20 protein-coding genes and 3 pseudogenes are annotated in these 20,938 nt (G+C 60.6%); 14 read left to right on the plus strand and 9 right to left on the minus strand.

Translation table 11 applies throughout. From position 1 onward, the window contains the following. Positions 1–111 precede the first annotated feature (111 nt). The 5 genes and pseudogenes from HAP48_RS01500 to HAP48_RS01520 all read right to left on the minus strand — a co-directional run. Positions 112–972 (minus strand): annotated as a pseudogene (locus HAP48_RS01500) (IS3 family transposase); the annotation flags it as partial. A 33-nt stretch (positions 973–1,005) separates the two neighbouring features. Beyond that, on the minus strand, positions 1,006–2,373 hold the full coding sequence (locus HAP48_RS01505) for an IS110 family RNA-guided transposase (RefSeq protein ID WP_166204212.1): 1,368 nt from the start codon (positions 2,371–2,373) through the stop codon (positions 1,006–1,008). A gap of 269 nt (positions 2,374–2,642) precedes the next feature. After that, positions 2,643–2,900 (minus strand): transposase, encoded by a 258-nt coding sequence (locus HAP48_RS01510; protein WP_166217640.1) that lies wholly within the window; start codon positions 2,898–2,900, stop codon positions 2,643–2,645. A 567-nt stretch (positions 2,901–3,467) separates the two neighbouring features. Then, positions 3,468–3,644, minus strand: a complete 177-nt coding sequence (locus HAP48_RS01515; protein WP_166217138.1) for a hypothetical protein — start codon at positions 3,642–3,644, stop codon at positions 3,468–3,470. 512 nt (positions 3,645–4,156) lie between these two features. Continuing rightward, on the minus strand, positions 4,157–4,354 hold the full coding sequence (locus HAP48_RS01520; protein ID WP_166217141.1) for a hypothetical protein: 198 nt from the start codon (positions 4,352–4,354) through the stop codon (positions 4,157–4,159). A 276-nt stretch (positions 4,355–4,630) separates the two neighbouring features. On the opposite strand from HAP48_RS01520, the gene HAP48_RS01525 reads away from it, so the two are divergent. Continuing rightward, entirely contained in the window at positions 4,631–5,974 is a 1,344-nt protein-coding gene (locus HAP48_RS01525; protein ID WP_166204320.1) for an IS1380-like element ISBdi2 family transposase, read from the plus strand. A 105-nt stretch (positions 5,975–6,079) separates the two neighbouring features. On the opposite strand, the gene HAP48_RS01530 is transcribed toward HAP48_RS01525, so the two are convergent. After that, positions 6,080–6,256: a hypothetical protein gene (locus tag HAP48_RS01530; RefSeq protein ID WP_234622320.1), complete on the minus strand. Its 177-nt coding sequence runs from the start codon at positions 6,254–6,256 to the stop codon at positions 6,080–6,082. Beyond that, complete coding sequence (locus HAP48_RS01535; RefSeq protein ID WP_166217643.1) at positions 6,253–6,798, minus strand: hypothetical protein; 546 nt, start codon at positions 6,796–6,798, stop codon at positions 6,253–6,255. The genes HAP48_RS01530 and HAP48_RS01535 overlap by 4 nt, the downstream gene beginning before the upstream one ends. 289 nt (positions 6,799–7,087) lie before the next feature. Here HAP48_RS01535 and tnpA (HAP48_RS01540) point away from each other — a divergent pair, with 289 nt between their 5' ends. The 6 genes and pseudogenes from tnpA (HAP48_RS01540) to HAP48_RS01565 all read left to right on the plus strand — a co-directional run bounded on the left by tnpA (HAP48_RS01540) (position 7,088) and on the right by HAP48_RS01565 (position 13,176). Next, entirely contained in the window at positions 7,088–7,525 is a 438-nt protein-coding gene (tnpA, locus tag HAP48_RS01540; RefSeq protein ID WP_166217287.1) for an IS66-like element accessory protein TnpA, read from the plus strand. Next, positions 7,522–7,878: an IS66 family insertion sequence element accessory protein TnpB gene (tnpB, locus tag HAP48_RS01545; RefSeq protein WP_092304020.1), complete on the plus strand. Its 357-nt coding sequence runs from the start codon at positions 7,522–7,524 to the stop codon at positions 7,876–7,878. Before tnpA (HAP48_RS01540) ends, tnpB (HAP48_RS01545) begins: the two co-directional genes overlap by 4 nt. Before the next feature lie 122 nt (positions 7,879–8,000). Beyond that, positions 8,001–8,507: pseudogene (locus HAP48_RS01550) on the plus strand (transposase domain-containing protein); the annotation flags it as partial. A 538-nt stretch (positions 8,508–9,045) separates the two neighbouring features. Beyond that, positions 9,046–10,305: a group II intron reverse transcriptase/maturase gene (gene ltrA, locus HAP48_RS01555; RefSeq protein ID WP_166208709.1), complete on the plus strand. Its 1,260-nt coding sequence runs from the start codon at positions 9,046–9,048 to the stop codon at positions 10,303–10,305. Between the two features lie 53 nt (positions 10,306–10,358). After that, a pseudogene (gene tnpC / locus HAP48_RS01560) lies at positions 10,359–11,339 on the plus strand (IS66 family transposase); the annotation flags it as partial. Between the two features lie 478 nt (positions 11,340–11,817). Further along, positions 11,818–13,176 carry a tyrosine-type recombinase/integrase gene (locus HAP48_RS01565; RefSeq protein WP_166217646.1) on the plus strand — a complete coding sequence of 453 codons (1,359 nt, stop codon included), beginning with the start codon at positions 11,818–11,820 and terminating at the stop codon, positions 13,174–13,176. 189 nt (positions 13,177–13,365) lie between these two features. Here HAP48_RS01565 and mgtA read toward each other — a convergent pair whose 3' ends face one another. Beyond that, positions 13,366–15,939, minus strand: coding sequence for a magnesium-translocating P-type ATPase (mgtA, locus tag HAP48_RS01570; protein ID WP_166217648.1), 2,574 nt, complete (start codon positions 15,937–15,939; stop codon positions 13,366–13,368). A gap of 263 nt (positions 15,940–16,202) precedes the next feature. Here mgtA and HAP48_RS01575 point away from each other — a divergent pair, with 263 nt between their 5' ends. From HAP48_RS01575 to HAP48_RS01605, 7 genes are all read left to right on the plus strand, one after another. Continuing rightward, positions 16,203–16,520 carry a hypothetical protein gene (locus HAP48_RS01575; protein WP_224497183.1) on the plus strand — a complete coding sequence of 106 codons (318 nt, stop codon included), beginning with the start codon at positions 16,203–16,205 and terminating at the stop codon, positions 16,518–16,520. Between the two features lie 36 nt (positions 16,521–16,556). Then, complete coding sequence (locus HAP48_RS01580; RefSeq protein ID WP_166217651.1) at positions 16,557–16,841, plus strand: hypothetical protein; 285 nt, start codon at positions 16,557–16,559, stop codon at positions 16,839–16,841. A 157-nt stretch (positions 16,842–16,998) separates the two neighbouring features. Continuing rightward, positions 16,999–17,598 carry a sll1863 family stress response protein gene (locus HAP48_RS01585; RefSeq protein WP_166217654.1) on the plus strand — a complete coding sequence of 200 codons (600 nt, stop codon included), beginning with the start codon at positions 16,999–17,001 and terminating at the stop codon, positions 17,596–17,598. Between the two features lie 161 nt (positions 17,599–17,759). Then, positions 17,760–18,155 (plus strand): IS66-like element accessory protein TnpA, encoded by a 396-nt coding sequence (tnpA, locus tag HAP48_RS01590; RefSeq protein WP_166202956.1) that lies wholly within the window; start codon positions 17,760–17,762, stop codon positions 18,153–18,155. After that, positions 18,152–18,499: an IS66 family insertion sequence element accessory protein TnpB gene (gene tnpB / locus HAP48_RS01595; protein WP_063676425.1), complete on the plus strand. Its 348-nt coding sequence runs from the start codon at positions 18,152–18,154 to the stop codon at positions 18,497–18,499. Before tnpA (HAP48_RS01590) ends, tnpB (HAP48_RS01595) begins: the two co-directional genes overlap by 4 nt. 46 nt (positions 18,500–18,545) lie before the next feature. Beyond that, the gene (gene tnpC / locus HAP48_RS01600; protein ID WP_166205228.1) at positions 18,546–20,219 is read left to right on the plus strand and encodes an IS66 family transposase; all 1,674 of its coding nucleotides are present in this window, start codon (positions 18,546–18,548) and stop codon (positions 20,217–20,219) included. 124 nt (positions 20,220–20,343) lie between these two features. After that, positions 20,344–20,634: a c-type cytochrome gene (locus HAP48_RS01605; RefSeq protein ID WP_166217657.1), complete on the plus strand. Its 291-nt coding sequence runs from the start codon at positions 20,344–20,346 to the stop codon at positions 20,632–20,634. A gap of 44 nt (positions 20,635–20,678) precedes the next feature. Here HAP48_RS01605 and HAP48_RS01610 read toward each other — a convergent pair whose 3' ends face one another. Beyond that, positions 20,679–20,882: a hypothetical protein gene (locus HAP48_RS01610; RefSeq protein ID WP_166217660.1), complete on the minus strand. Its 204-nt coding sequence runs from the start codon at positions 20,880–20,882 to the stop codon at positions 20,679–20,681. Between the last annotated feature and the right edge of the window lie 56 nt (positions 20,883–20,938).

The raw sequence follows: 20,938 nt of genomic DNA on the forward strand, positions 1-20,938 counted from the left end.
ATTGCGCCCATGTACCTGCCCCTCCAGCGAGGCGAGGACTTAAGTTACAAAGTGAACACTTGTTCCTCGGACATAGGGCAGAATGATCTTCCCCCGAAAAAGTGGACAGGGTTAAGCTGGTTTTAGCTCCATCTCGATCGGGGCGAGGTACCCGATGGCGGAATGGAGTCGAGTTCGATTGTAGAAGCCCTCAATGAAGGCGAAGATATCGCGCTGGGCCTCGGCCCGGGTCTCATATTGGCGATGATGAACGAGCTCGGTCTTCAGGGTATGGAAGAAGCTCTCCATCGGGGCATTGTCGTAGCAGTCGGCTTTGCGGCTCATTGATGCCGTGATGCCGGCGGCCGACAGGATCGCGCGATAGTCCTGTGAGGCGTACTGCACGCCGCGATCGGAGTGATGGATCAATCCGCCTTCCGGATGCTGCTGCTGGATTGCCATCTTCAAGGCGGACGAGGCGAGTTCGACCTGCATGTGATCCCGCATCGCCCAACCGACGATCTTGCGGCTGAAGAGGTCCATGATGGCCGCCAGGTAGAGCCAGCCCTCTGCAGTCGGAATGTAGGTAATATCGGCGAGCCAGATCCGGTTTGGGGCCGCGGCTGCAAAATGACGTTCGATGAGGTTCGGCGCGATCGGCAGGCCGTGGCGGCTGTCGGTGGTCCGAACGCGACGCGGTGATGCCATGATGGCGCGGATGCCGTGCCGATGCATCAAGCGTTCGATCCGGCCACGGCTGGCGCCACGTCCCTGTACCCGCAGAGCGGCATGGACCCGCGGACTGCCATAGCGTCCGCCACTGTCTTGATGGACCTGTCGGATCGCAGCCAGCAGCGCGGCATTGGTGGTTGCGCGTGCGTTTACCGGGCGCTCACGCCAAGCGTAATAGCCGGCCGCCGAGACCCCGAGCACGGCGCACATCAGCCGCACCGGATAGGCGTCGCGATGGTCCTCAATGAAGCGGAAGCTCATGTCCGGGTTCCGGCAAAGATCGCGATCGACTTCCTAAGAAACAGCCTGATTGGCGTTGCACGGAATGGCCTGCAAGACAAAGCCGAGCGATTTGGCCCGGCGCTGAAGGTTAGCGAGGACGCGGCTGCGATATTGTCGCTCATATTGGTCGGCACCTGGATCCCTGTAGCTCATGCCATGCCGGAGTGTGTTGTAGAATAAAACTGCAATCTTGCGGGCGGTCGCCGTCACCGCCTTCGACTTGCCCGCGCGTGAGGACAGCCGGCGATAGAATGCTCCGAGCGCCGTATCGCTCCGCCCCACGGTTGTGGCTGCCAATCGCAGTAGTGCGGCTGCCCGGCTGGAGGATCTCCGCGTGCGTGAAGATAGTACCTTGCCACCGGAGATTTTGTTGCCGGGTGCGAGGCAGAGCCAAGAGGTGAAGTGCTTGGCGGTTGGCCACGCCCTCAGATCCTTGCCGCACTCGCCGACGAGCTTCAATGCGAGTGACGGACCCAGCCCATGGATCTCAGTCAGATCAACGCCGAGCACACCGTACAGCGCGGTCCTGACATCGAAGGTGGGTGTGTTGACCTGCTTGGTCTTTACGCGTGGCTGGGATAGCTTTCCGACCGGCTTTGCTTCTCTGTTGCTAAGCGCGGCGATCAAGACTTCGAGCTTGCGGTCGCAGTCCAGCATCTTCGCCTGGTAGATGTCGTAGAGTTCCAGCGATTGGGTCAGAGCGAAGACATGTTCCTCCCGGTCGTTGCCGATCAGCGCCGCGCGGATCGTCTCCGTTGAAGAATGGCAGCGCACGTCTCGATAGGTTGCCAGAACGTCGGGATTGCGCTCGCCTGCAACAATGGCTCGGATAATCCGCATACCAGTCGCTCCGGTGATATCCGAGACGACATGATGGAGCTGCAGGTTCATCTCCATCAGAGCCTTCTGCATGTGCTGGATATGGGCGGCAGCATATTCAACCAGCCGCTCCCGCTGGCGCAGATAAGCGCGCAGGGTCGCAATCTCGGCATCGGGACGGAAGCTGCCGCGTAACAGCCCATAGGAATGAAGCTGGCGTAACCACGCAGCATCGCTGACATCGGTCTTGCGCCCGGGCACATTCTTGGCATACCGCGCGTTGACCAGAATGACCTCGAACCCGCGCTGCTCCAGAATCTCGTAGACCGGGATCCAATAGACGCCAGTGGATTCCATCGCGACGCTGGTCACACCGCATGTCTTGAACCAGTCCGCCAGACTATGCAGGTCCTGTGTGAACGTGCTGAACGTGCGCACTGGGACATCGGTGCAGGCCGGGTTCACGGCGGCCATGTGCATCTTTGATCCGATGTCGATGGCAGCCGCCCCGACGTTGACTGGCTTCAATTCCGGGCGATCTGCAGTTGTCGTCTTGAGCATTGCGGGTCCTCCGTCCAATCATGGGCAGGAGGGTCTGGGTTATGCCAATTTGTCATCTTCCTAATCGGGATCGCCGCCGGAGCGCCGTCACCACTCTCAAGTCCGCATGCACCCATGGACCACGTTTTTTAACGGGGACAGTGCCTCCAATAAGCTGACGGCCGCTACCCTCCCGGCCTCAGACGATAGCACAAGGCTGTTTCTACCCCGCGCAGGCACGCCACGGCGCTGGACAGTTTTTTAAAATGTCCCGCTCCATGCGCAGCCGCTCATTCTCCTCGCGCAGCCGGGCGATCTCGGCAGCCTGGTCCGCCGGCATCGGCGTCGCTTGCGTCGTGGGGCGCCGCGCCGCCGCTGCCGGCTCCTGCCGGCTCCTGCCGGAGCTTCTCCACCCAGCGCCGCAGCACCGAATCACGCAGACCGAGTTCCTTGCCGACCGACGTGATCGACCGGCCACTCGATACCACGAGTTCAGCGGCCTGCCGCTTGTACTCCTCGGTAAACGACCGACGTTGACGCTCTTGCATCCGACACCTCCGGGCTCTCTGAGCCTACTACAGGTGTCCACTCATTCGGAGGAGGTTCAGAATCCCAAAAAAGCATGGAACGTTTTGCTGGAGTGCGCGTGTTGCGCGTTCCTACCGCTCAGCTATCGGGCGAGCCTGCACTCGCCTACAACGAGTTGGTCAATGGGTGCCGGCTATGACGGTGGGGCGGAGGAAGAGGTCCATCAGATAATATAGCATCAGGCTGGCGAGGGGACGGCGATCCCGCGCGGCGGCCCACGCAAAGAATGGCCCCAGCGAGGGGGTTTCGCCGAGGCCAGGAAAGGACCATTGATGAAGCAAGACCATTATGTATTTCGGCTCGGAAGCTCGCATTAACATACGAAGGTCAGCCAGCTTGGCCTATTTCGGCGCTGCCCAAGTTTGGCCGTGCTCAACAAGAGATGGGGTCAGCGCGTGGATTCAAACGCTGTTATGCGGCTGCATCGACGCTCGCAATGACACTGCGCATATCGCAGGCTAGTTGGCGATAGTGCGCTCCCAAGCGCAGGTAGAGGCTCGGCGCACACAGGAAGTGGGATACAGTCTTCACGGCTGCTGGCGTGTCGACGCTTCCCGCTCAACCATCGACACCAGCAAAGTCAAATGCTCGGCCAGCCTCGCGAACAGCTCTCGCTTCGGAACGTCGGTGGTAAGATCGCGGATCATCGCGCACTCCGCCGCATCGCAGCGGAGCTTCTCTAAATAGTTCAGGATGTCTTTCATTTTTGTCCCTTTGCCCGACGCTATACCCATGCTGGGAGAAAGGACATTGATTAATCCCTCCGATCAGGCGGCCCGGAACTCCGTTCACCCCCACGGAAGAAACCCCGGTAAGCGACCGTGGCGCTCCCCGCGCCATCGCCACTAAAACTCCCAGTCCCCCACTCTGAAGTAACGGGAATCGGCATCCTCGTTGCTCGCCGAAAAACGATATCTATTCCGCACCTAAATGGGGCAGCCCAAGTAGGGCCATTAGCAAATCAGCAAGCAGCTCGGCACAGGCTTCCTGAGGGACGGGACCGGGTGGGGAACAGACGGTCACGTTTCGGGAGGGGCTGGTGCGTCGCCACAAGCGCGCCGGCTCCTCTTTCCTAAGCTTGTGTGAACGACGCAACAGCTTACGGGGACGGTTGCGGTTAGGATTTTGGCACTGGGGAATTTCAGGGCCCTGGGTGCTGGAAGAACAGAACGCCGCCGGGCACGTATTTCTGAGACCGGCGGCGTTACTTTTTCGATCAGATCCGGGCGGCTGCCCAGTCGAGCAGACTATCCGGAAGCGGCTTGTCGAGTAGGCCCGCGACCAGCACCGCAACCGCCGCGCTTTCGACGTCACCGGCGCCGCCCTCGCAGTACTCGACGTTGTTGCGGTCCCATTCGAAATTGAGGACCGCTGAGGCAATGGCGCGCAAACCCTCGATAGTCGTGGGGCGCATTGTGACCATCCGAGCGAACATCACTCGCAGTTGATCCATTGCGTCCTCAAACGCATCTTCTGCCGCTGCGTCGTCGGCGCCGATCGCAACCAGGCGGCCGGTCTCCGCACTGGCCGCATCGCGAAGCCGCGATTTTCGACGAACCGGCGTCCTAGCCCGTCTTATTCGTCAGAGTGCGCCTGAGAGGCTGGCGAGCGTGGTGTAAAGCGCTGATGCGGCGTAGGATTCGGTTGCGAAGCCAACCCCATCACCTCAACCGCGAACGCCACGCCCGCCATGACCGACGATACGATTCTGCCCTTCTCGTTTCCAGCCGTTCACGCCAAGAAAGTCACAGCTGCCTTCGATGGCGGTCGGCTGACCTCGAACGGGGGCGTGATGCTTCTGGCGATGGCCGAGCGGCGTCTCGGCTTGGCCGACAATTTGGCCCGGGTGTTCCCGGATCGGCGCGATCCGACGCGGGTCGTGCACAGCCTTGTCGATATGTTCCGCGCGCGCATGTTCGCGATCTGCTGCGGCTACGAGGACGCCGACGACCTCGATCATCTGCGGTCCGATCCCGCATTCAAGCTGGCCTGCGGACGGCTGCCGGACACGGGTCGCGATCTGTGTTCCCAACCGACGCTGTCGCGGCTGGAGAATGCTCCGCGCCTGCGCGACGTGATCCGACTGACCTACACTTTGGTCGACGCATGGATGGATAGCTACCCGCGCGAGCCGGCATCCGTCACGCTCGACATCGATGATACCTGCGATGTCGTCCACGGCCATCAGCAGCTCTCGCTGTTCAACGCTCATTATGACGAACGCTGCTTCCTGCCGATCCACGTCTACGACACGGAGAAGAGCCGGCCCGTGGCGGTCGTGTTGCGGCCCGGCAAGACGCCGGGCGGCGTCGAGGTGCGTGCCCATCTGCGCCGCCTGATCCGGCATATCCGGACGCGGTGGCACAACACGCGAATTACGTTCCGTGGCGACGGGCACTATGCCCGGCCGGAGGCCATGGCGTGGTGCGAGACCAACGGCATCGACTACATCTTCGGTCTGTCCGGCACCAAGCCGCTCGCCAGAAAACTCGACGAGGCCGCCGACGACATCCGCACGCGACGCGCCATCGAGAACCTGCCGGTTCTGCGTGGCTATACCGAGACGCGCCACAAGGCCAAGTCCTGGGATCGCGAACGGCGTACCGTCGCCCGTATTGAGGCGACGATGCTCGGCCTCGACATCCGTTTCGTCGTCACCAGCCTCGATGTCGGCTCGGCCGAGTGGATCTACGACAGCCTGTATTGCGCGCGCGGCCAAGCCGAGAATCTGATCAAGCTGCATAAGACACAGCTCGCCTCCGATCGCACCAGCTGCCGTTCGGCGCTCGCCAATCAAGTCCGCCTCGTTCTCCACACCGCCGCTTATTGGCTGATGCTGACCGTGCGCGACGCGATTCCCAAAGCCCGGGAATTGGCCACAGCCGAGTTCGCGACGCTGCGTCTTCGTCTCTTGAAACTCGCTGCCCGTGTCGTCGAGACCACGAGCCGCATTCGCCTTGCGTTTGCCGCGGCATGTCCCGAAGCCGACCTGATCCGCGGCTTGCCAGGCGCGCTGCTGCCGCTCGGTCCTTGACCGGCGGGGCATCCGCCCCCCGTTCGCCCAACCTACACCTCAAGCGCGTTGCAAAGTACGGGTCGGTCAGGCGGTGAAAAGCCGAAGGCAATCCCGCGCGCCTCGTCAGAGCAGATGTGCGGCCACATCAAGCGGACTAAAAAACGCACTCTCACGAATAGGACGGGCTAGCTCAATCAGCTCGGCGTCGGGATTTACCAACGGAATGGTTGATGCCGCAGCCGGGGCCGCTGCAGCCCCCGCCATGATCTGCAGGCCGAGTCTTCTAGTTACGGGCATCATGCCATGGCTCCCTGTTGCCAGTCCTGCGTCTCGGCTCCCTGTTCGTAAAGGCCCTCAAGGTCGGCAATGCCGGATTCGGCGGGATCCCGCTCCAGGTCACGGCGCCCGCCTGCAGCCCATACATCTTGGCTATGGTTGTGATCGAGGGCGCCGAGGCTCGGCTCGCTATCTGCTTGGTCTAGCTCAGCATCGACTTCGACCCGCTCCTCGCCAAGATGGTGCTGCCGGGTGGACAGGCGCTGATCAGTCATTCGGTCGAAGCTGCCGAGATCCGGTTCGCGATCGTCGCCACCTCCGCTACGGCCCTGTCCTGGGAACGCCTCTTGGGTGCCGAGCGACGGCTCGTCGTCGTGCGGCTCTCGCTCCATATGGTCGTCGGTGGAATCGAGAAACCGGATAAGCCGGTCTATCTCGGCCCGGGCCTCTTTGCGGAGCTGCCCTATGGCGATGAAGACCGTCTCCGGGGAAATGTCGGTTCGGAAATAGAGATCGTCAGCGGACTCCGCTGGGCTTCCTAGTAGGGTCCAAATTGATTTGGTCATCGTCGTGCCCCCTAGCGCTGCCGTCGACCAAATGTGCGGCGTGCCTGAGTGCCGCTAGAAGGCTCTAGAATGCGCCGCTCTAGTTCGTCGCCGATCGCCCGCAAGTGTTTCGATACGATCCCCAGGGTAATAAAAACGCCCCGCGCTGCTTCTTCCGTGAGGCCGGGCTCGGGGTGTGCGAAAATTTCGACCAACATAGCGACAAGGTCGTAAGCGCTGTTCAGCGGCCACCTACCGGTTGACGGGGTGATCTGCGAGTCTGCGGTTTGTTTGAACCGTTAGGCTTAGAATGGACACAGAGCATAGTGCTATCACGGAGCCGGTGAGGCGGCTTGAGGTCTTCACTGGAGCCGGCCGTCGGCGGAAGTGGAGCGACGAGGACAAGGCGCGGATTGTTGCGGAGATCGTTGCGAGCGGCGACTCGGTCTGTTCGGTAGCGCGACGGCATGGATTGTCGCCGCAGCAGTTGTTTGGCTGGCGCCGTCAGTTGCGAGAAGCTGCGGGCGGTCATTCCGAAGTGGAAGAAGTACAGTTTGTGCCGGCGGTGGTGGATGCCGTAGTGCCGGCGCCCGCTCTTGGCCGTGAGCGCAAAGCGGTGCGCTGCAAGGCCAAGACGGATTCCGGGATCATCGAGATCGAAGTTGACGGCATCACGATCCGGGCCGGTCGTGGTGCCGACCCAACAATGATTGCGTCGATCGTCCAGGCGCTGAAGGCGAGCCAGTGATCGGTCCGTCGGGTGCGGTCCGGGTGATGGTGGCGACCAAACCGGTAGACTTCCGCAAGGGAATGGAGGGGCTTGCTACCCTGGTGCGCGAGAGCATGGGGGCTGACCCATTCTCGGGAGCTGTCTATGTGTTCAGGGCCAAGCGGGCGGATCGGATCAAGCTGGTGTTCTGGGACGGAACGGGTTTGTGTCTGTTCGCCAAGAGGCTGGAGGATGGAATCTTCCGCTGGCCGAAGATCGAGGACGGTGTGATGCGTCTGTCGGCGGCGCAATTGTCGGCGCTGCTGGAGGGGCTCGACTGGCGGCTTGTGCATGAAGCACGGGCGACGCCGGCGCCAACACAAGCGGGATAGTTGTTGGCGGTGCTGCGGCGAAGTGAATCAGGAGCGTCGGACGCGTCGCCAGTTGGCGGCGAATATGCTCTGAATTGGGTGTGAGCGACGCCCTGCCTGACGATCCCGAGACGCTGAAAGCGATGCTGCTTGCGGAGCGGTGCGAGAGCGAACGGCTGCGTCAGATCATCAAGGAACTGCAGCGGCATCGGTTTGGCCGGCGGGCAGAGACGCTGCCTGAAGATCAGATGCTGCTGGGCCTAGAAGACGTCGAGCAGGTGGCAGCGTACGGCGAGACGGCGCAGGACGTCAGCGCACCTGAAGGCCGTGAGGTGCAAGCCGGTAGGCGCCGCGTCAACCGTGGCGCCTTGCCGGCGCACCTGCCGCGGATCGAAGTCGTCGTCGACATCGAGGACAAGACCTGTCCCTGCTGCCAGGGCGAGTTACATCGGATCGGCGAGGATAGAAGCGAGCGGCTGGACCTGGTCCCGGCGCAGTTCCGGATCCTCGTTACCCGGCGTCCCAAATACGCCTGCCGCGCTTGCGAGGACGGTGTCATGCAGGCGCCGGCCCCGGCCCGGTTGATCGAGGGCGGACTGCCGACCGAAGCAACCGTCGCCCAGGTTCTGGTGTCCAAATATGCCGATCACCGTGTGTCCTGGAACACACCAACGAAAGGAGGTGTGGAAGCTGCGTGAGAGATGAGGGCGGGCCCCTCGGAGCCGACGATCAGGCGTTGGCTTCAAACCGCCGCGAGCTGCTGTCGTAAAGAGCGATGGTAGTGAGCGTCGCGGAAAAGGCGGGCTTCGACCCGTCAGGTGAGATCCAAGGAGACGAGCGAAAGCAAACCGCCGATGAACTGCCGAAAGCATATTGTCGACGTCAAAACCCGAGCTGGTGGTCGCCCGGGGATTAGTGCAGGCGGAGTCCTGAAGACCGGCCTGTGCGGCGTCCGGCTCGAAGGCGGCGTGAACTTGGATCAGGCTCTTACGTGGAACAGGAGAACCTGTCGTTCCGATGCTAAGGAAGACGGTCGAGCGGGCGAACCCTGCGAGATCCAGCGTACCGATGCGGGACACAGGGGCAGAACGGTTCGTAGTAGGGATGAAGGCGCCGTAATGGCGCCGGACCGAAGGGGCCGTGGCGTTCAGCTCTCGGCTGCGGCCAACCGGTGACGGGAGGAGCCGTATGACGCGGGCAAAGCCGTTCGCCATCCCGAAGCGGGAGGTATGGGAAGCCTTCAAGAGAGTGAAGGCCAACCAAGGAGCGGCTGGAGTTGACGGGCAGTCGATCGAAGAATTTGAGAGCCGGCTTTCGGCCAATCTCTACAAGCTCTGGAATCGACTGTCCTCAGGCAGCTATATGCCGCAGCCGGTGCGCCGGGTGGACATCCCGAAGGCGAATGGTGGAACGCGGCCGTTGGGAATCCCCACCGTCGCCGACCGTATTGCGCAAGAGGTTGTTCGACGCCGACTGGAGCCGTCGCTGGAACCTATTTTCCACGCCGACTCCTACGGCTATCGCCCCAAGCGCTCGGCAGTCGATGCTATCCGGGTGGCGCGTCAGCGGTGCTGGCGCTCCGATTGGGTGCTCGACATCGATATCAAGGGCTTTTTCGACAGCATCGATCACGAGCTGCTCCTCAGGGCTGTGTGCAAGCACACGGATTGCGCCTGGGTTCGGCTCTATATCGAACGCTGGCTGAAGGCGCCCGCGATGCTCGACAATGGCAAGCTTGTCGCGAGGGAACGGGGAACGCCACAGGGCGGTGTCATCTCGCCGCTACTCGCAAACCTGTTCCTGCACTACGCGTTCGACATCTGGATAGAGCGGGAGATGCCTGGCATATTGTTCGAACGATATGCTGATGACATCATCTGTCACTGCCAGACTGAACGTGAAGCGCTGAGGTTGTGGCGTGCTGTTGATGAACGGTTCGCCGCCTGCGGTCTGGTCCTCCATCCGCAGAAGACCAAACTGGTCTACTGCAAGGATACCAACCGAAAAGGCGAATACGGATGTATCAGCTTCGACTTCCTCGGATACACGTTCCGTCCGAGGCTGGCGAAATGGCGGGGCGGCCTCTATGGGGTCTCGTTCTTGCCGGCAGCAAGTCCGACGGCGCTGAAGGATATCCGGCGTACGTTGCGTAATTGGGGCCTTCAGCGGCGCAGCGACAAAGTGCTGCACGATCTCGCTCGGATGTTCAATCCCTGCATCCGGGGTTGGATCGGCTACTACAGCCACTTCTACAAATCTGCTCTCTATTCGACGATGCGTCGGATAGATGCGCATGTCCTCAGATGGGCGGCTCGCAAGTTCAAGCGCTTTCGTCAGCGTCCCCGTGACGCTCGGGCGTGGCTGGCGCGGTTGGTCCGGGCTCAGCCCGAACTCTTCGCTCATTGGCCGCTTCTCTATGGCCGAGGCCGAACGCTGGGAGCCGTATGAGCCGAGAGGTTCACGTACGGTTCTGGGAGCGCGCGGGGGTGAGATTCCCCCGCGCGACTCGCTTGCCGCTCTATCGGCAGGCTCAGATTTACGCCCGCCAGGGCATTGAGCTCGATCGTTCGACGCTGGCGGACTGGGTGGGACAAGCAGCCTTCCACCTGCGTCCGTTGCATGAGCGCCTCCTCGGCAAGCTCAGGCGACGGCCAAAGCTGTTCGCCGACGAGACGACGATGCCGGTGCTCGATCCCGGCCGAGGGCGCACCAAGACCGGTCAGCTCTGGGCCTATGCAGCGGACGACCAGCCATGGGGCGGCGCCGATCCGCCGGGCGTCGCCTATGTCTATGCTCCCGATCGCAAAGCCGACCGACCAATCGCGCATCTGGCAGGCTTCAAGGGGATCCTGCAGGTCGATGGCTATGCTGGCTATGGCAAGCTGGCCGAGCGTGGCGACGTTCAGCTTGCATTCTGCTGGTCCCACATGCGGCGTAACTTCTACGAACTCGCCGCCCCCGGTCCCGCGCCCATTGCGGGCGAGGCGCTCAAGCATATCGCCGAGTTCTATGCCATCGAGAAGGACATCCGTGGCCGTAGCGCCGAGGAGCGCTGTCTCGTTCGGCAACAGAAAAGCCGACCGCTGGCGGAAGCCTTCGAGCAGTGGCTCCGCGCAAAGCTCGCGTTGATCAGCCAAAAGGGCAAGCTGGCCGACGCCATCCGCTATGCGCTCTCACGCTGGGAGGGCCTGACGCGCTTTATCGATGATGGCCGTATCGAGCTCGACAACAACGCCGTAGAGCGCTCGATCCGTCCGATCACGCTCAACCGGAAAAATGCGCTGTTCGCAGGCTCCGACGGTGGTGCCGAGCACTGGGCTATCATCGCCTCCCTGGTCGAAACCTGTAAGCTGAACGATGTCGATCCGCTTGCCTACTTGACCGACGCGCTCACCAGGATCGTCAACGGTCATCCGAATAACGAGATCGATCACCTGCTGCCGTGGGCCTATTGCCGTCACGACCTCAAAGCTGTGGCCTGAAAACAGCGCTTACACAAGGTCGCGAGCCTCGGTGATCGGCCGCTCGAGGCGAAAGAATGTGCGGCCCGCTTCGATAACATTTGGGCTCGCTTCGAGGATTCTGATTTCAGTTTCGGCGTTCATTGCTCACTCCGCTGGTTTCGGCGCCGCGACCATTCGCGAGCCGGTAGCCGGGAGAAAGATGATGGTGACACCTTGGTGACACCGCCGATCAGCGGAAGAGCCAAAAAGGCCGAAAAGCCTTAAATCACTGGCGCACCCGACACGATTCGAACGTGTGACCTTTGCCTTCGGAGCAAGATAACGTACCCGTCCGAAAAGTGCGATAGGGCACGCTATACCACGCTATCCGGCTGAAGCAACTGGATATTCTCAACAACAACAGCGACGTTCCTATCCGAAACCCCGCACCGATTTCCTCCCGCCTGCTTACGCGTTGCTTACTTGGGGAGATCTCGTCCGGAACGAAGGAAACGTCATGGTCAAGATCACAAAAAGGGTTGTCGAGGCGGCGGATGTTCGAGAGAAGGACTACCTACTCTGGGATGACGAGTTGCCCGGCTTCGGACTCCGGGTCTTTAGTTCGGGCAAGCGCAGCTACGTCATCCAGTATCGGACGAAAGGCCGCTCACGTCGCTTCACCATTGGGCTTCACGGAGCTTGGGTGCCAGAGACCGCACGCCGAGAGGCGAGGGTGCAACTCGGTCGGGTCGCTGGGGGTGATGATCCCGTCGAAGATCGCCAGCTCGATCACAAGGCGATCACTGTGAAGGAGCTGTGCAACCGCTATTTCGCGGATCTGCAGGCCGGCCTCATCCTTGGGAAAGGTGGGAGACCGAAAAAGGCCTCAACGATCACCACCGACACGGGCCGCATTGAGCGACACATCATTCCGCTCCTGGGAACCAGGCGGGTCAAGGATCTCACCAAGACCGACATCAACAAGGTCCTCAAGGACATTATGGCCGGGAAAACGCGGGTTTCGGTCAAGACCAAGAAGCTGCGGGGAAAGGCCATCGTCCGAGGCGGTGCTGGAACGGCGACGCGCACCGTCGGTCTTCTTGGCGGCATCCTTACCTACGCCGTCGAAGCGGGCATTATCGAAAGCAACCCGGCCCATGGTATCCGCAAGCCGAAGGACAACGTGCGGAAGCGTCGACTGTCGGAGGCGGAGTATCGAATACTCGGTCGGATGCTCCGCGACGCCGCCAAGCAGGAGAAATACACCACGATCGTGGACATCGTTCGTCAGCTTGCGCTGACCGGCTGCCGGCGTAGCGAGATGATCGGTTTGAAATGGACGGAGGCGGACACCGAGGCGAGTTGCTTGCGGTTGGAGGACAGCAAGGAGGGTGAATCCATCCGCCCCATTGGGTTACCTGTCGTCGAATATCTCGAGCGACGGCATACCGATGATGTCGGCCCATACGTCTTCCCGGGGCAGGGCGAGGACAACGCGTTCGGCAGCTTCCCGAGTCATTGGAAGCACATCTTCGAGGACTCTCCTCTGTCGGATGTGACACCGCATGTCCTACGTCATAGCTTCGCGAGCATAGCCAACGACCTCGGCTTTACCGAGGTAACAATCGCCGCTCTGGTCGGTCATGCCAAAGGTTCGGTGACGAGCAAATACATCCATACGCTTGACACCGCGCTCATCATGGCCGCGGACACGATCTCGGGCTATATTCAAGGACTTCTTGACGGCATTGAGTTCAAGCAGACCGCATACGCGTTAGACCGCGATTCACGAAAGGCTGCCCTGGCTCGTTTTCTTAAGAGGGCTTCAGGTAGTGATCAAGAGGTGGCCGAGGAGGAGCGCCGTTTAGCAGCATAATCCTAGACGCAATGCGAGGTTATCGAACGGCCGGTTCTGGCGCGCGAAGCCGCCGTTCGGCAAGTCCTTCCGATCTCGTCATGCGCCAGCTTCTAGAGTTTCTTTAGTGCAACGACACGAGGCGTGGTCTGCGAGCCTAGCTGCCCCGCTAGGCCGGCACCAACTGCCCGCAAATGGCGTCAACAGCGGTCATCCGTAATGCAGTTTTCGCTTCCACCTTGATTCTCGACCGTAGTACCAGACCTTGGCTCCCTCCGTCGCTGCAATGTAGCTAATGACGATCGCAACGATCGTACCCATTTGTAGTGCTGATAGTGGCACAAAGCCAAAAATCGAACTCAGGGGTCCGAGAAACGGGATTGCGAGTGTCCCGGCGGCAACTGCAAGCGTGGTCCATAACAGCAAGCGACTGGGCCTGCTGCGAAATGCCGGTCTCTGCGTTCGCAGGATGAGCACGACGGCAAGTTCGGTCAGCAGCGAGACGATGAACCAAAACGTTTGAAACGTCGGCTGGTCGGCATGAAAAACAAGTAGCAGCGCCGCAAATGTTACGAGATCGAAGACCGAGCTGATCAGTCCAAAGACGATCATGAAACGCCGGATATCCTTGATATTCCAGCGCTGAGGCAGAAGTAAGCGGTCAGGATCGACGTTGTCGCTTGAGATTGCGATTGACGGCACGTCGGAAAGAAAATTGTTGAGCAGGATCTGTTTGGCGGCCAGTGGCAGGAACGGAAGCGCCGGCGCGGCTAGAGCCATGCTCAGCATATTTCCGAAGTTCGCGCTGGTCGTGATCGAGATATATTTGAGCGTGTTGGCGAAGGTTCGTCGCCCATCCTCGACGCCGCTGCGCAAGCAGTCGAGATCGCGACTCAGCAGGATAATGTCGGCGCTCTCGCGTGCAACATCCACGGCCCCCTCAACCGAGATGCCGACATCGGCTGCATGCAGCGCCGGTGCGTCGTTGATGCCGTCGCCGAGATATCCAACCGAGTGCCCGGTTTTCTGCAAGGCGCGGACGATCCGCTCCTTCTGTTGGGGATCGATCTCAACGAAAAGATCGGTGCGGGGCGCGAGATGCCATAGCGCCTCATCTCTGAGTTTACCCAAGGCCTCGCCGGTTAGGATCGACTTCGGGTTGAGACCGACGGCCTTGGCCAAATGTGCCGTCACATGGCGGTTGTCTCCGCTAATCACTTTGATGCGAATGCCGAGCTGGGCGAGGTCGCGGATCGTACGCTGCGCGTCGGCTTTAGGCGGGTCGGAGAAAATCAGAAAGCCGCGAAACGTCATGTCGTGCTCTTGATCGCGTCCATAGTGCGGCTCGGCCTTGACTTTGCGTGTAGCCACGGCCAGGACCCGGAACCCCTCGGTCCCCTTGGCTTCAAAGACAGTACCAAGCTGCGTTCGCAATGCGGTCGTAAGGGGCGTATCGACGGCATCGCGTTCGATGAACGAACAGATATCGAGCACATTGGAAAATGCGCCCTTGGTGACGATGAAATGCTGGGTCTGATTGCCGTCTTCCGCGATCACGATGGTCAAGCGACGGCGAACGAAGTCGTAGGGGATTTCGTCGATTTTGGAAAAACCCTGAGTCGTCAAGCCCGCGGTCGTGCCCGCGGCCACGATCGCGGCATCGAGCGGGTTCTCGATGCCGGTCTCGAACGTTGCATTGAGGAAGGCAAGCTGGCTGACTTCGTCGGATTGCCGATTGTTCGCGTCCAGCGCACCGTTGAGAACGATGGTGCCCTCGGTCAGCGTGCCGGTCTTGTCGGTGCACAGGATATCCATGCTGCCGAGATTCTCGATAGCCTCCAGGCGGCGGACGATGACGCCGCGCCGGCCCATGGCCCGGGCGCCCGCGGACAGGGTCACACTGACGATCGCCGGCAACAACTCGGGCGATAGACCGACTGCAAGAGCGACGGCAAACAGGAGGGACTCAATCACCGGACGACCGAGAAGCAGATTTACGGTCAGGACGAATAGAACAATGATCACCATCGCGCGGATCAGGAGGTATCCGAATTGACGTACACCACGCCCGAAATCGGTCTCCGGTTCGCGGGTTTTAAGCCGTGCCGCGATCGCGCCAAATGCGGTCCGAAGACCGGTTTCAACGACAAGAACCTTAGCCGTGCCACTTTGGACCGAAGCACCGAGAAAGACTGCATTTGTCCGAGCGGAAAGAGCCACCTCCGGCTTTATGATCCCCGGCTGTTTCTCCACCGGAAAGGACTCGCCTGTCATACTCGCTTCGTTCACCAGAAAATCCACGGCCTCGATTACGAGGCCATCGGCCGGGATCAAATTACCTGCCGACAGCAGGATGATATCGCCGGGCACGATTGTGCTGACGGGCACAACCAGCTCGACACCGTCCCGCACGGCGCGACATGTCAGCGCCGAGCGGCGCTTCAGTTCCTCGACCGCTGTCGACGCGCGGTACTCCTGAAAAAAGCCGAGCAGGGTGCTTCCGAGCACGATCGCTAGAATGATGGCCGGGTCCACCCATTGTTGCAGCACCAGCGAGATCGCCGCGGCGAATATAAGGATGAGGACGAGCGGGCTTTCGAATTGCCGCAGAAACAAATGAAACGCGCTTAGGCGTGATGATTCTTCAACGACATTGGGACCCACCAGGCGCAGCTTTGCTATGGCCTTCTGTGGAGAAAGGCCGCCGGGACCCGATTCCAACGCGGCCATCAGCGCAGCGGCGTCCTGGCTCCAGTATGGAGTATCAAGGTATCGTTCGCTCATTCACGATTCCGATCGGTAACGGACAGTCGCCGCGCTTATTTTTCGACTTGTTCCATGCGCCCAAGCCAGTCTGTTCCTGCGGTCGTCGCGAATGGCCGCGATGCCAGGCGGCGACCAAACAAGTGGGACCCACACTGAGTCGCCGTACGGGTCCCGGCATGGAGCCGGAACAGTGCCTTTGGGGCGTCGCTCGGCAAGATGCTCCCGCAAACTATTGCGCCAAATGCGTTTGGTATTGATCTTGAACAAAGTCGCGTCGTAGGTTGGCGGCAATCTGCAAGCGTGAGCTGAGTGAAGGCGGCGCGGGTTTCTTTGAGGCAGCAACGATAGACCGCAATCCGACGGTGCTCCCGATGAAAAAGCCAGTCCTCTCAATTGATGAGCCAGAGCGGAAAAAAGCACTACGGGCCGATAGGCCTCCTGACGAAGGTTTCGTGGTGATTGTCGATGGCCATTTTAAGTCGGAGTTCGACACAATGGCCGCCGCTGAGGCATCAGGCCGGAAGCTAAAGTCGTCCTATCCGATGCTTCAGATCGAGATCTACGACGCTGTAAAAAAGCATCGGACCCTGTTGAGCTAGTCCACCAAGCTGTCGCAACATCACCGGGAGGGGAGTATGGCTCTCCTAAAACGAGAATTGTATCGTCAGGTAAATGGACCGGAAATCACCCATGCCGATCGCTGTTGCCTAGTATTCGATACCGACAGCAAGAAGCTGTATGTCGAGCGCGAGATAGCGCATTTGGAGGCCAGCATTGGCGGCACGGTCGGCTATGATACGACGGCGATGGATATTGCAGATTACCTAACGCAAGGCGGACAAACCGCCGGCCACCGCGAGCTGTGGCGCGTGCTGAGAACCCTCTTTGATGAGCGTAGCGGTCAAGCATCCGAAGATTAGTAATTGATGCACAATTTCGGGGCTCCTCAATCTTCAAATCCCGGCATCAATATGCCGGAAGAGTCGTACTTGACGCATATCAAGCAGTGGCACGCGTCAGCATGGTAGCTGATCATCTGGACGATTACACGCGTTGGAAATCCACGGAGAAGCAAAAATGTCTATGCAAAGCAATACCCACTTCTATGTGAATTGGGCCAAAGAGCGCCTCGATGAAATGGACGCCACGTTGACGTCATTGGAGAGCAAGGTCGCCGAAGTAGCAGCCGACGCCCGCGGTAGCGCGGACAAAGTTCTCACGATTATGCGCAAAAAACGCGACGACTTTCAGAATATCGTCAAGAAGCAGTCAGAAGAGAATGAATCCGCCTGGATCAGCGCGCAGGCGCTACTGGAAGCTGAATGGAGTTCTTTCGAGGCGGAAGCAAAGAAATACGTCGAGAGCTTCGTCAAGCAAGTCGAACAACAGCAGGCGACGTTTAAACTTCAGGCCGCCGCCCAACTAAACGCCTGGCGCGAAGCCGCTGACAAACTGGGCTCCGCGGCCAGCGAATTCGCCGCTGAACGTCGGGACGAAATCGACGCCGCCCTGAAGCGTATGAAGGCAGATGCCGTCGTGGCGGAGGAAAAGCTTCTGAAGCTGAACGAAGCGGGGAGCCAGTCCTGGTCCGTACTGGCGGCGGCTCTCACAGAAACGCGGGCTACTTTCGATCGCGCCAATCAGACGCTGCGGGAGCAGTTCAAGCGAGCCGTCTGATCACGACAGCTGGCCCTTCCAAAGACCGCTCGATCTGGCGGTCTTTTGGCGGGGTTAGTCGTCGTGGTGGCTCAGAGTTGTGACATGGGACGGTTCGTGCGGTGTATCCGTCCGAGGGCGGCCGTCTTGCGAGTTTTTCCGATCTGTAGCTGACTGTCCTTATGGACGGACATAAGGACAGTGCGGTGCTGAGCCGCATGGATTTGGTGGAGACCGGTCGGCGGCGACGCTGGACGCGTGCGGAGAAGCTCAGAATCGTAGAGGAGAGCTTCTCGGGGCCACGACTGGTGTCGGCGACGGCTCGCCGGTATGGGATATCACGTCAGCTTCTGCTGAGCTGGCGCAAGGCTTGGACCTGTCATGATCCGGCCGAAGAGGATTCGATCGGCCCGACATTCGTCCCTGCGATAGTTGCGGCAAGTACGCCGCCAACGACGGAAGCTGTCGAGACAGGTCAGATCGAAATCGTGAGCCCTCAGGGGCTGCGCGTGGTCTTCGGCCCCGGTGCGGATATCGAGGCGGTCGTTCGAATTGCTCGGGGCCTGGCGCGCCGATGATCCCGATCCCGACGGGCGTGCGGGTGTGGCTGGCGACGGGCCATACCGACATGCGGTGCGGCTTTCCGAGCCTGGCTCTGCGCGTGCAGGAAGTGCTCAAGCGCGACGCCATGGGCGGCGGTCTTTTCTGCTTCCGGGGCAAACGCGGTGATCTATTGAAGGTCATTTGGCACGATGGCCAGGGCGCCTGCTTGTTCACCAAAAGACTCGAGAGAGGCAGGTTCATCTGGCCATCGGTTGCTGGTGAATCGGTAACGATCTCTCCGGCGCAGTTGAGCTATCTGTTGTCCGGGATCGATTGGCGCAACCCTCAAGAAACCCAGCGTCCGACGCGGGTCGGATAGTCGTTTTACGGTTTGAATCTGCTGCTCGATCTGATTCAATGGCTCCATGATATCGAAGCCGGATGATCTTCCATCGGACCTTGTCAGTGCCCTGGCGGCGCTGCAGGCCGAGCGTGAGGCGCGACAGAAAGCCGAGGCGAAGGCCGCCAACTGGCAGGCGCAAGCCGCGAATGCGCAGGCGAAACTGTCGGATACCGAGGCGCTGATCGCTCATCTCGAGTTGCGCATCGAGAAGCTGAAACGCGAACTGCACGGGCAGCGATCCGAGCGCTCGGCACGGCTGCTCGAGCAGTTGGAGTTGGAGCTCGAAGAACTCGTCACCACGGCGAGCGAGGATGAGCTTGCCGCACAGGCCGCAGCGGCGAAGACGCAGAACGTCCGCCCCTTCATGCGCAAGCGGCCGGTGCGCAAGCCATGGCCTGACGATATCGAACGCGAGCGCGTCGTCATTGAGACTCCAACGACCTGCGCCTGCTGCGGTGGATCGCGGCTGGCGAAGATCGGTGAGGATGTGACCAAGACGCTGGAGGAGATCCCGCGCCGCTTCAAGCTGATCGAGACGGTACGCGAGAAGTTCACCTGCCGCGATTGCGAGAAGATCAGCCAGCCGCCCGCGCCGTTCCATGCCACGCCGCGCGGCTTCATCGGCCCACAATTGCTGGCGACGATCCTGTTCGACAAGTTCGGCATGCATATCCCGCTCAACCGCCAGAGTGCGCGCTTTAAGGCCGAGGGGATCGACCTGCCGTTGTCGACGCTGGCCGACCAGGTCGGCCACGGGACCTTCGCCGTCATGCCGCTCTTCCACTTGATCGAACGCCACGTGCTCGCTGCCGAGCGCCTTCATGGCGACGACACCACCATCCGTATTCTGGCGAAGGGCAAGTGCACGACCGGGCGGATCTGGACTTATGTGCGGGATGACCGGCCGTTCGCCGGGCCTGCGCCGCCGGCAGCGGTCTATTACGCCTCGAGCGACCGACGAGGCGAGCATCCACAGAGACATCTGGCCGCCTTCGCCGGCATCTTGCAGGCGGATTGCTACAGCGGCTTCGAGCCGCTGTTCGACCCGCAGAAGAAGGCGCTGCCGATTACGCCGGCGTTTTGCGTGGCCCATGCGCGGCGGGGCTTCTTCGAGCTGGCTGATATCGAGAAAAATGCTCGGGAAGGCAAGAAAGGCAAACCGGTCTCCCCGATCGCGCTGGAGGCTGTCAGACGCCTCGATACGTTGTTCGAGATCGAGCGCGCCATCAACGGCCGCGGTGCCGGCGAGCGGCGTGCCGCTCGCCAGGAACAGAGTAAGTCACTTCTCGAGGACATGCATGCCTGGCTGCTCCGCGAGCGCGAAACCCTCTCGCGTTCCTCCGAGGTCCTGAAGCCGATTAACTACATGCTCAGGCGCTGGGACGGCTTCGCCCGCTTCCTCGACGACGGCAGGATCTGCTTGACCAACAATTGCGCTGAGCGCGCATTGAGAGGCATCGCCTTGGGAAGGCGCAACTGGACCTTCGCCGGCAGCCAACGCGGCGCCGACCGTGCCGCCATCATGCTGACGATGATCACGACCTGTCGCCTCAACGACGTCGATCCCAAGGCCTGGCTCGCCGACGTCCTGGCCCGTATCGCCGATCATCCCGCATCGCGTCTGCACGAGCTCTTGCCCTGGGAATGGAAGCTCCTGCGCCAGGCCGACAAGCCAGCCAATCAGCAGGCCGCCTGACCTTCACCCTTCACCCAATGCCATCATAGACCTCGCCGTGCCCGCGCGCATGCGTCAATCAGGCGGCCTCCGTCGTATGCGTACCGTGCGGTTGCCCAATCGACAGTCATATTTCGCAGCTGCAATGGCCACATTGTTCTGCCTTAGCTCCCACGTCGGGAGCGCGAGTGCTCAAACAAGTAACCCTCCCGCCATTGTTGAGGTATGTACGCCCTGTCACGGTATAAATGGCACCGGGGGCGAAGTTGAAAAGCCAAATCTCGCCGGACAAAAGAGCATCTACTTTCGCGAGCAACTTTTGGCCTTTCGGTCCGGCAAGCGCAAACACCCCGATATGAAATTGATCGCCCGCGATTTGTCAGATCGGGAGATCGATCAGCTGGTGATCTATTACTCTACCTTGTCGCCCAACTGACACGTCTCCGAAAGCATCGTCTAACCGGTTTTTCCCAGGACAATTCAGGGTGTCGGCACCGCGGCCGCGAATTTAGTGTCCTGATGGCGCGATTTGACTTTGATGACGTGGGAAGTCTGGGAGTATCCGTCGCCGGTGTTGATTCGGACCGCGATTCCGAAACTTGCGACACCGATGTTTGTTACCAGTGCGGCGACCACGATTTTCATGTGGGTCGTGCGATCGGCACTATAGATCGAGTGATTCATCGCGAGCCTCCAACGGTCTGCGTTCTTGAAGTCGCCTGGTGTTCCTAGCGTCGTGC

This window comes from Bradyrhizobium septentrionale (assembly GCF_011516645.4).
Lineage (GTDB): Bacteria > Pseudomonadota > Alphaproteobacteria > Rhizobiales > Xanthobacteraceae > Bradyrhizobium > Bradyrhizobium septentrionale.

What these genes read in the sequence shown, in the direction of transcription:
- HAP48_RS01585 (WP_166217654.1), top strand. Translation starts at nt 16,999, where the DNA reads ATGTCTATGCAAAGCAATACCCACTTCTATGTGAATTGGGCCAAAGAG.
- HAP48_RS01530 (WP_234622320.1), bottom strand. Translation starts at nt 6,256, where the DNA reads ATGATGCCCGTAACTAGAAGACTCGGCCTGCAGATCATGGCGGGGGCT.
- HAP48_RS01505 (WP_166204212.1), bottom strand. Translation starts at nt 2,373, where the DNA reads ATGCTCAAGACGACAACTGCAGATCGCCCGGAATTGAAGCCAGTCAAC.
- tnpC (WP_166205228.1), top strand. Translation starts at nt 18,546, where the DNA reads ATGATATCGAAGCCGGATGATCTTCCATCGGACCTTGTCAGTGCCCTG.
- tnpA (WP_166217287.1), top strand. Translation starts at nt 7,088, where the DNA reads ATGGACACAGAGCATAGTGCTATCACGGAGCCGGTGAGGCGGCTTGAG.
- HAP48_RS01565 (WP_166217646.1), top strand. Translation starts at nt 11,818, where the DNA reads ATGGTCAAGATCACAAAAAGGGTTGTCGAGGCGGCGGATGTTCGAGAG.
- tnpA (WP_166202956.1), top strand. Translation starts at nt 17,760, where the DNA reads ATGGACGGACATAAGGACAGTGCGGTGCTGAGCCGCATGGATTTGGTG.
- HAP48_RS01510 (WP_166217640.1), bottom strand. Translation starts at nt 2,900, where the DNA reads ATGCAAGAGCGTCAACGTCGGTCGTTTACCGAGGAGTACAAGCGGCAG.
- tnpB (WP_063676425.1), top strand. Translation starts at nt 18,152, where the DNA reads ATGATCCCGATCCCGACGGGCGTGCGGGTGTGGCTGGCGACGGGCCAT.
- HAP48_RS01580 (WP_166217651.1), top strand. Translation starts at nt 16,557, where the DNA reads ATGGCTCTCCTAAAACGAGAATTGTATCGTCAGGTAAATGGACCGGAA.
- HAP48_RS01520 (WP_166217141.1), bottom strand. Translation starts at nt 4,354, where the DNA reads ATGCGCCCCACGACTATCGAGGGTTTGCGCGCCATTGCCTCAGCGGTC.
- HAP48_RS01525 (WP_166204320.1), top strand. Translation starts at nt 4,631, where the DNA reads ATGACCGACGATACGATTCTGCCCTTCTCGTTTCCAGCCGTTCACGCC.
- HAP48_RS01515 (WP_166217138.1), bottom strand. Translation starts at nt 3,644, where the DNA reads ATGAAAGACATCCTGAACTATTTAGAGAAGCTCCGCTGCGATGCGGCG.
- HAP48_RS01610 (WP_166217660.1), bottom strand. Translation starts at nt 20,882, where the DNA reads ATGAATCACTCGATCTATAGTGCCGATCGCACGACCCACATGAAAATC.
- HAP48_RS01535 (WP_166217643.1), bottom strand. Translation starts at nt 6,798, where the DNA reads ATGACCAAATCAATTTGGACCCTACTAGGAAGCCCAGCGGAGTCCGCT.
- HAP48_RS01605 (WP_166217657.1), top strand. Translation starts at nt 20,344, where the DNA reads ATGGCCACATTGTTCTGCCTTAGCTCCCACGTCGGGAGCGCGAGTGCT.
- ltrA (WP_166208709.1), top strand. Translation starts at nt 9,046, where the DNA reads ATGACGCGGGCAAAGCCGTTCGCCATCCCGAAGCGGGAGGTATGGGAA.
- mgtA (WP_166217648.1), bottom strand. Translation starts at nt 15,939, where the DNA reads ATGAGCGAACGATACCTTGATACTCCATACTGGAGCCAGGACGCCGCT.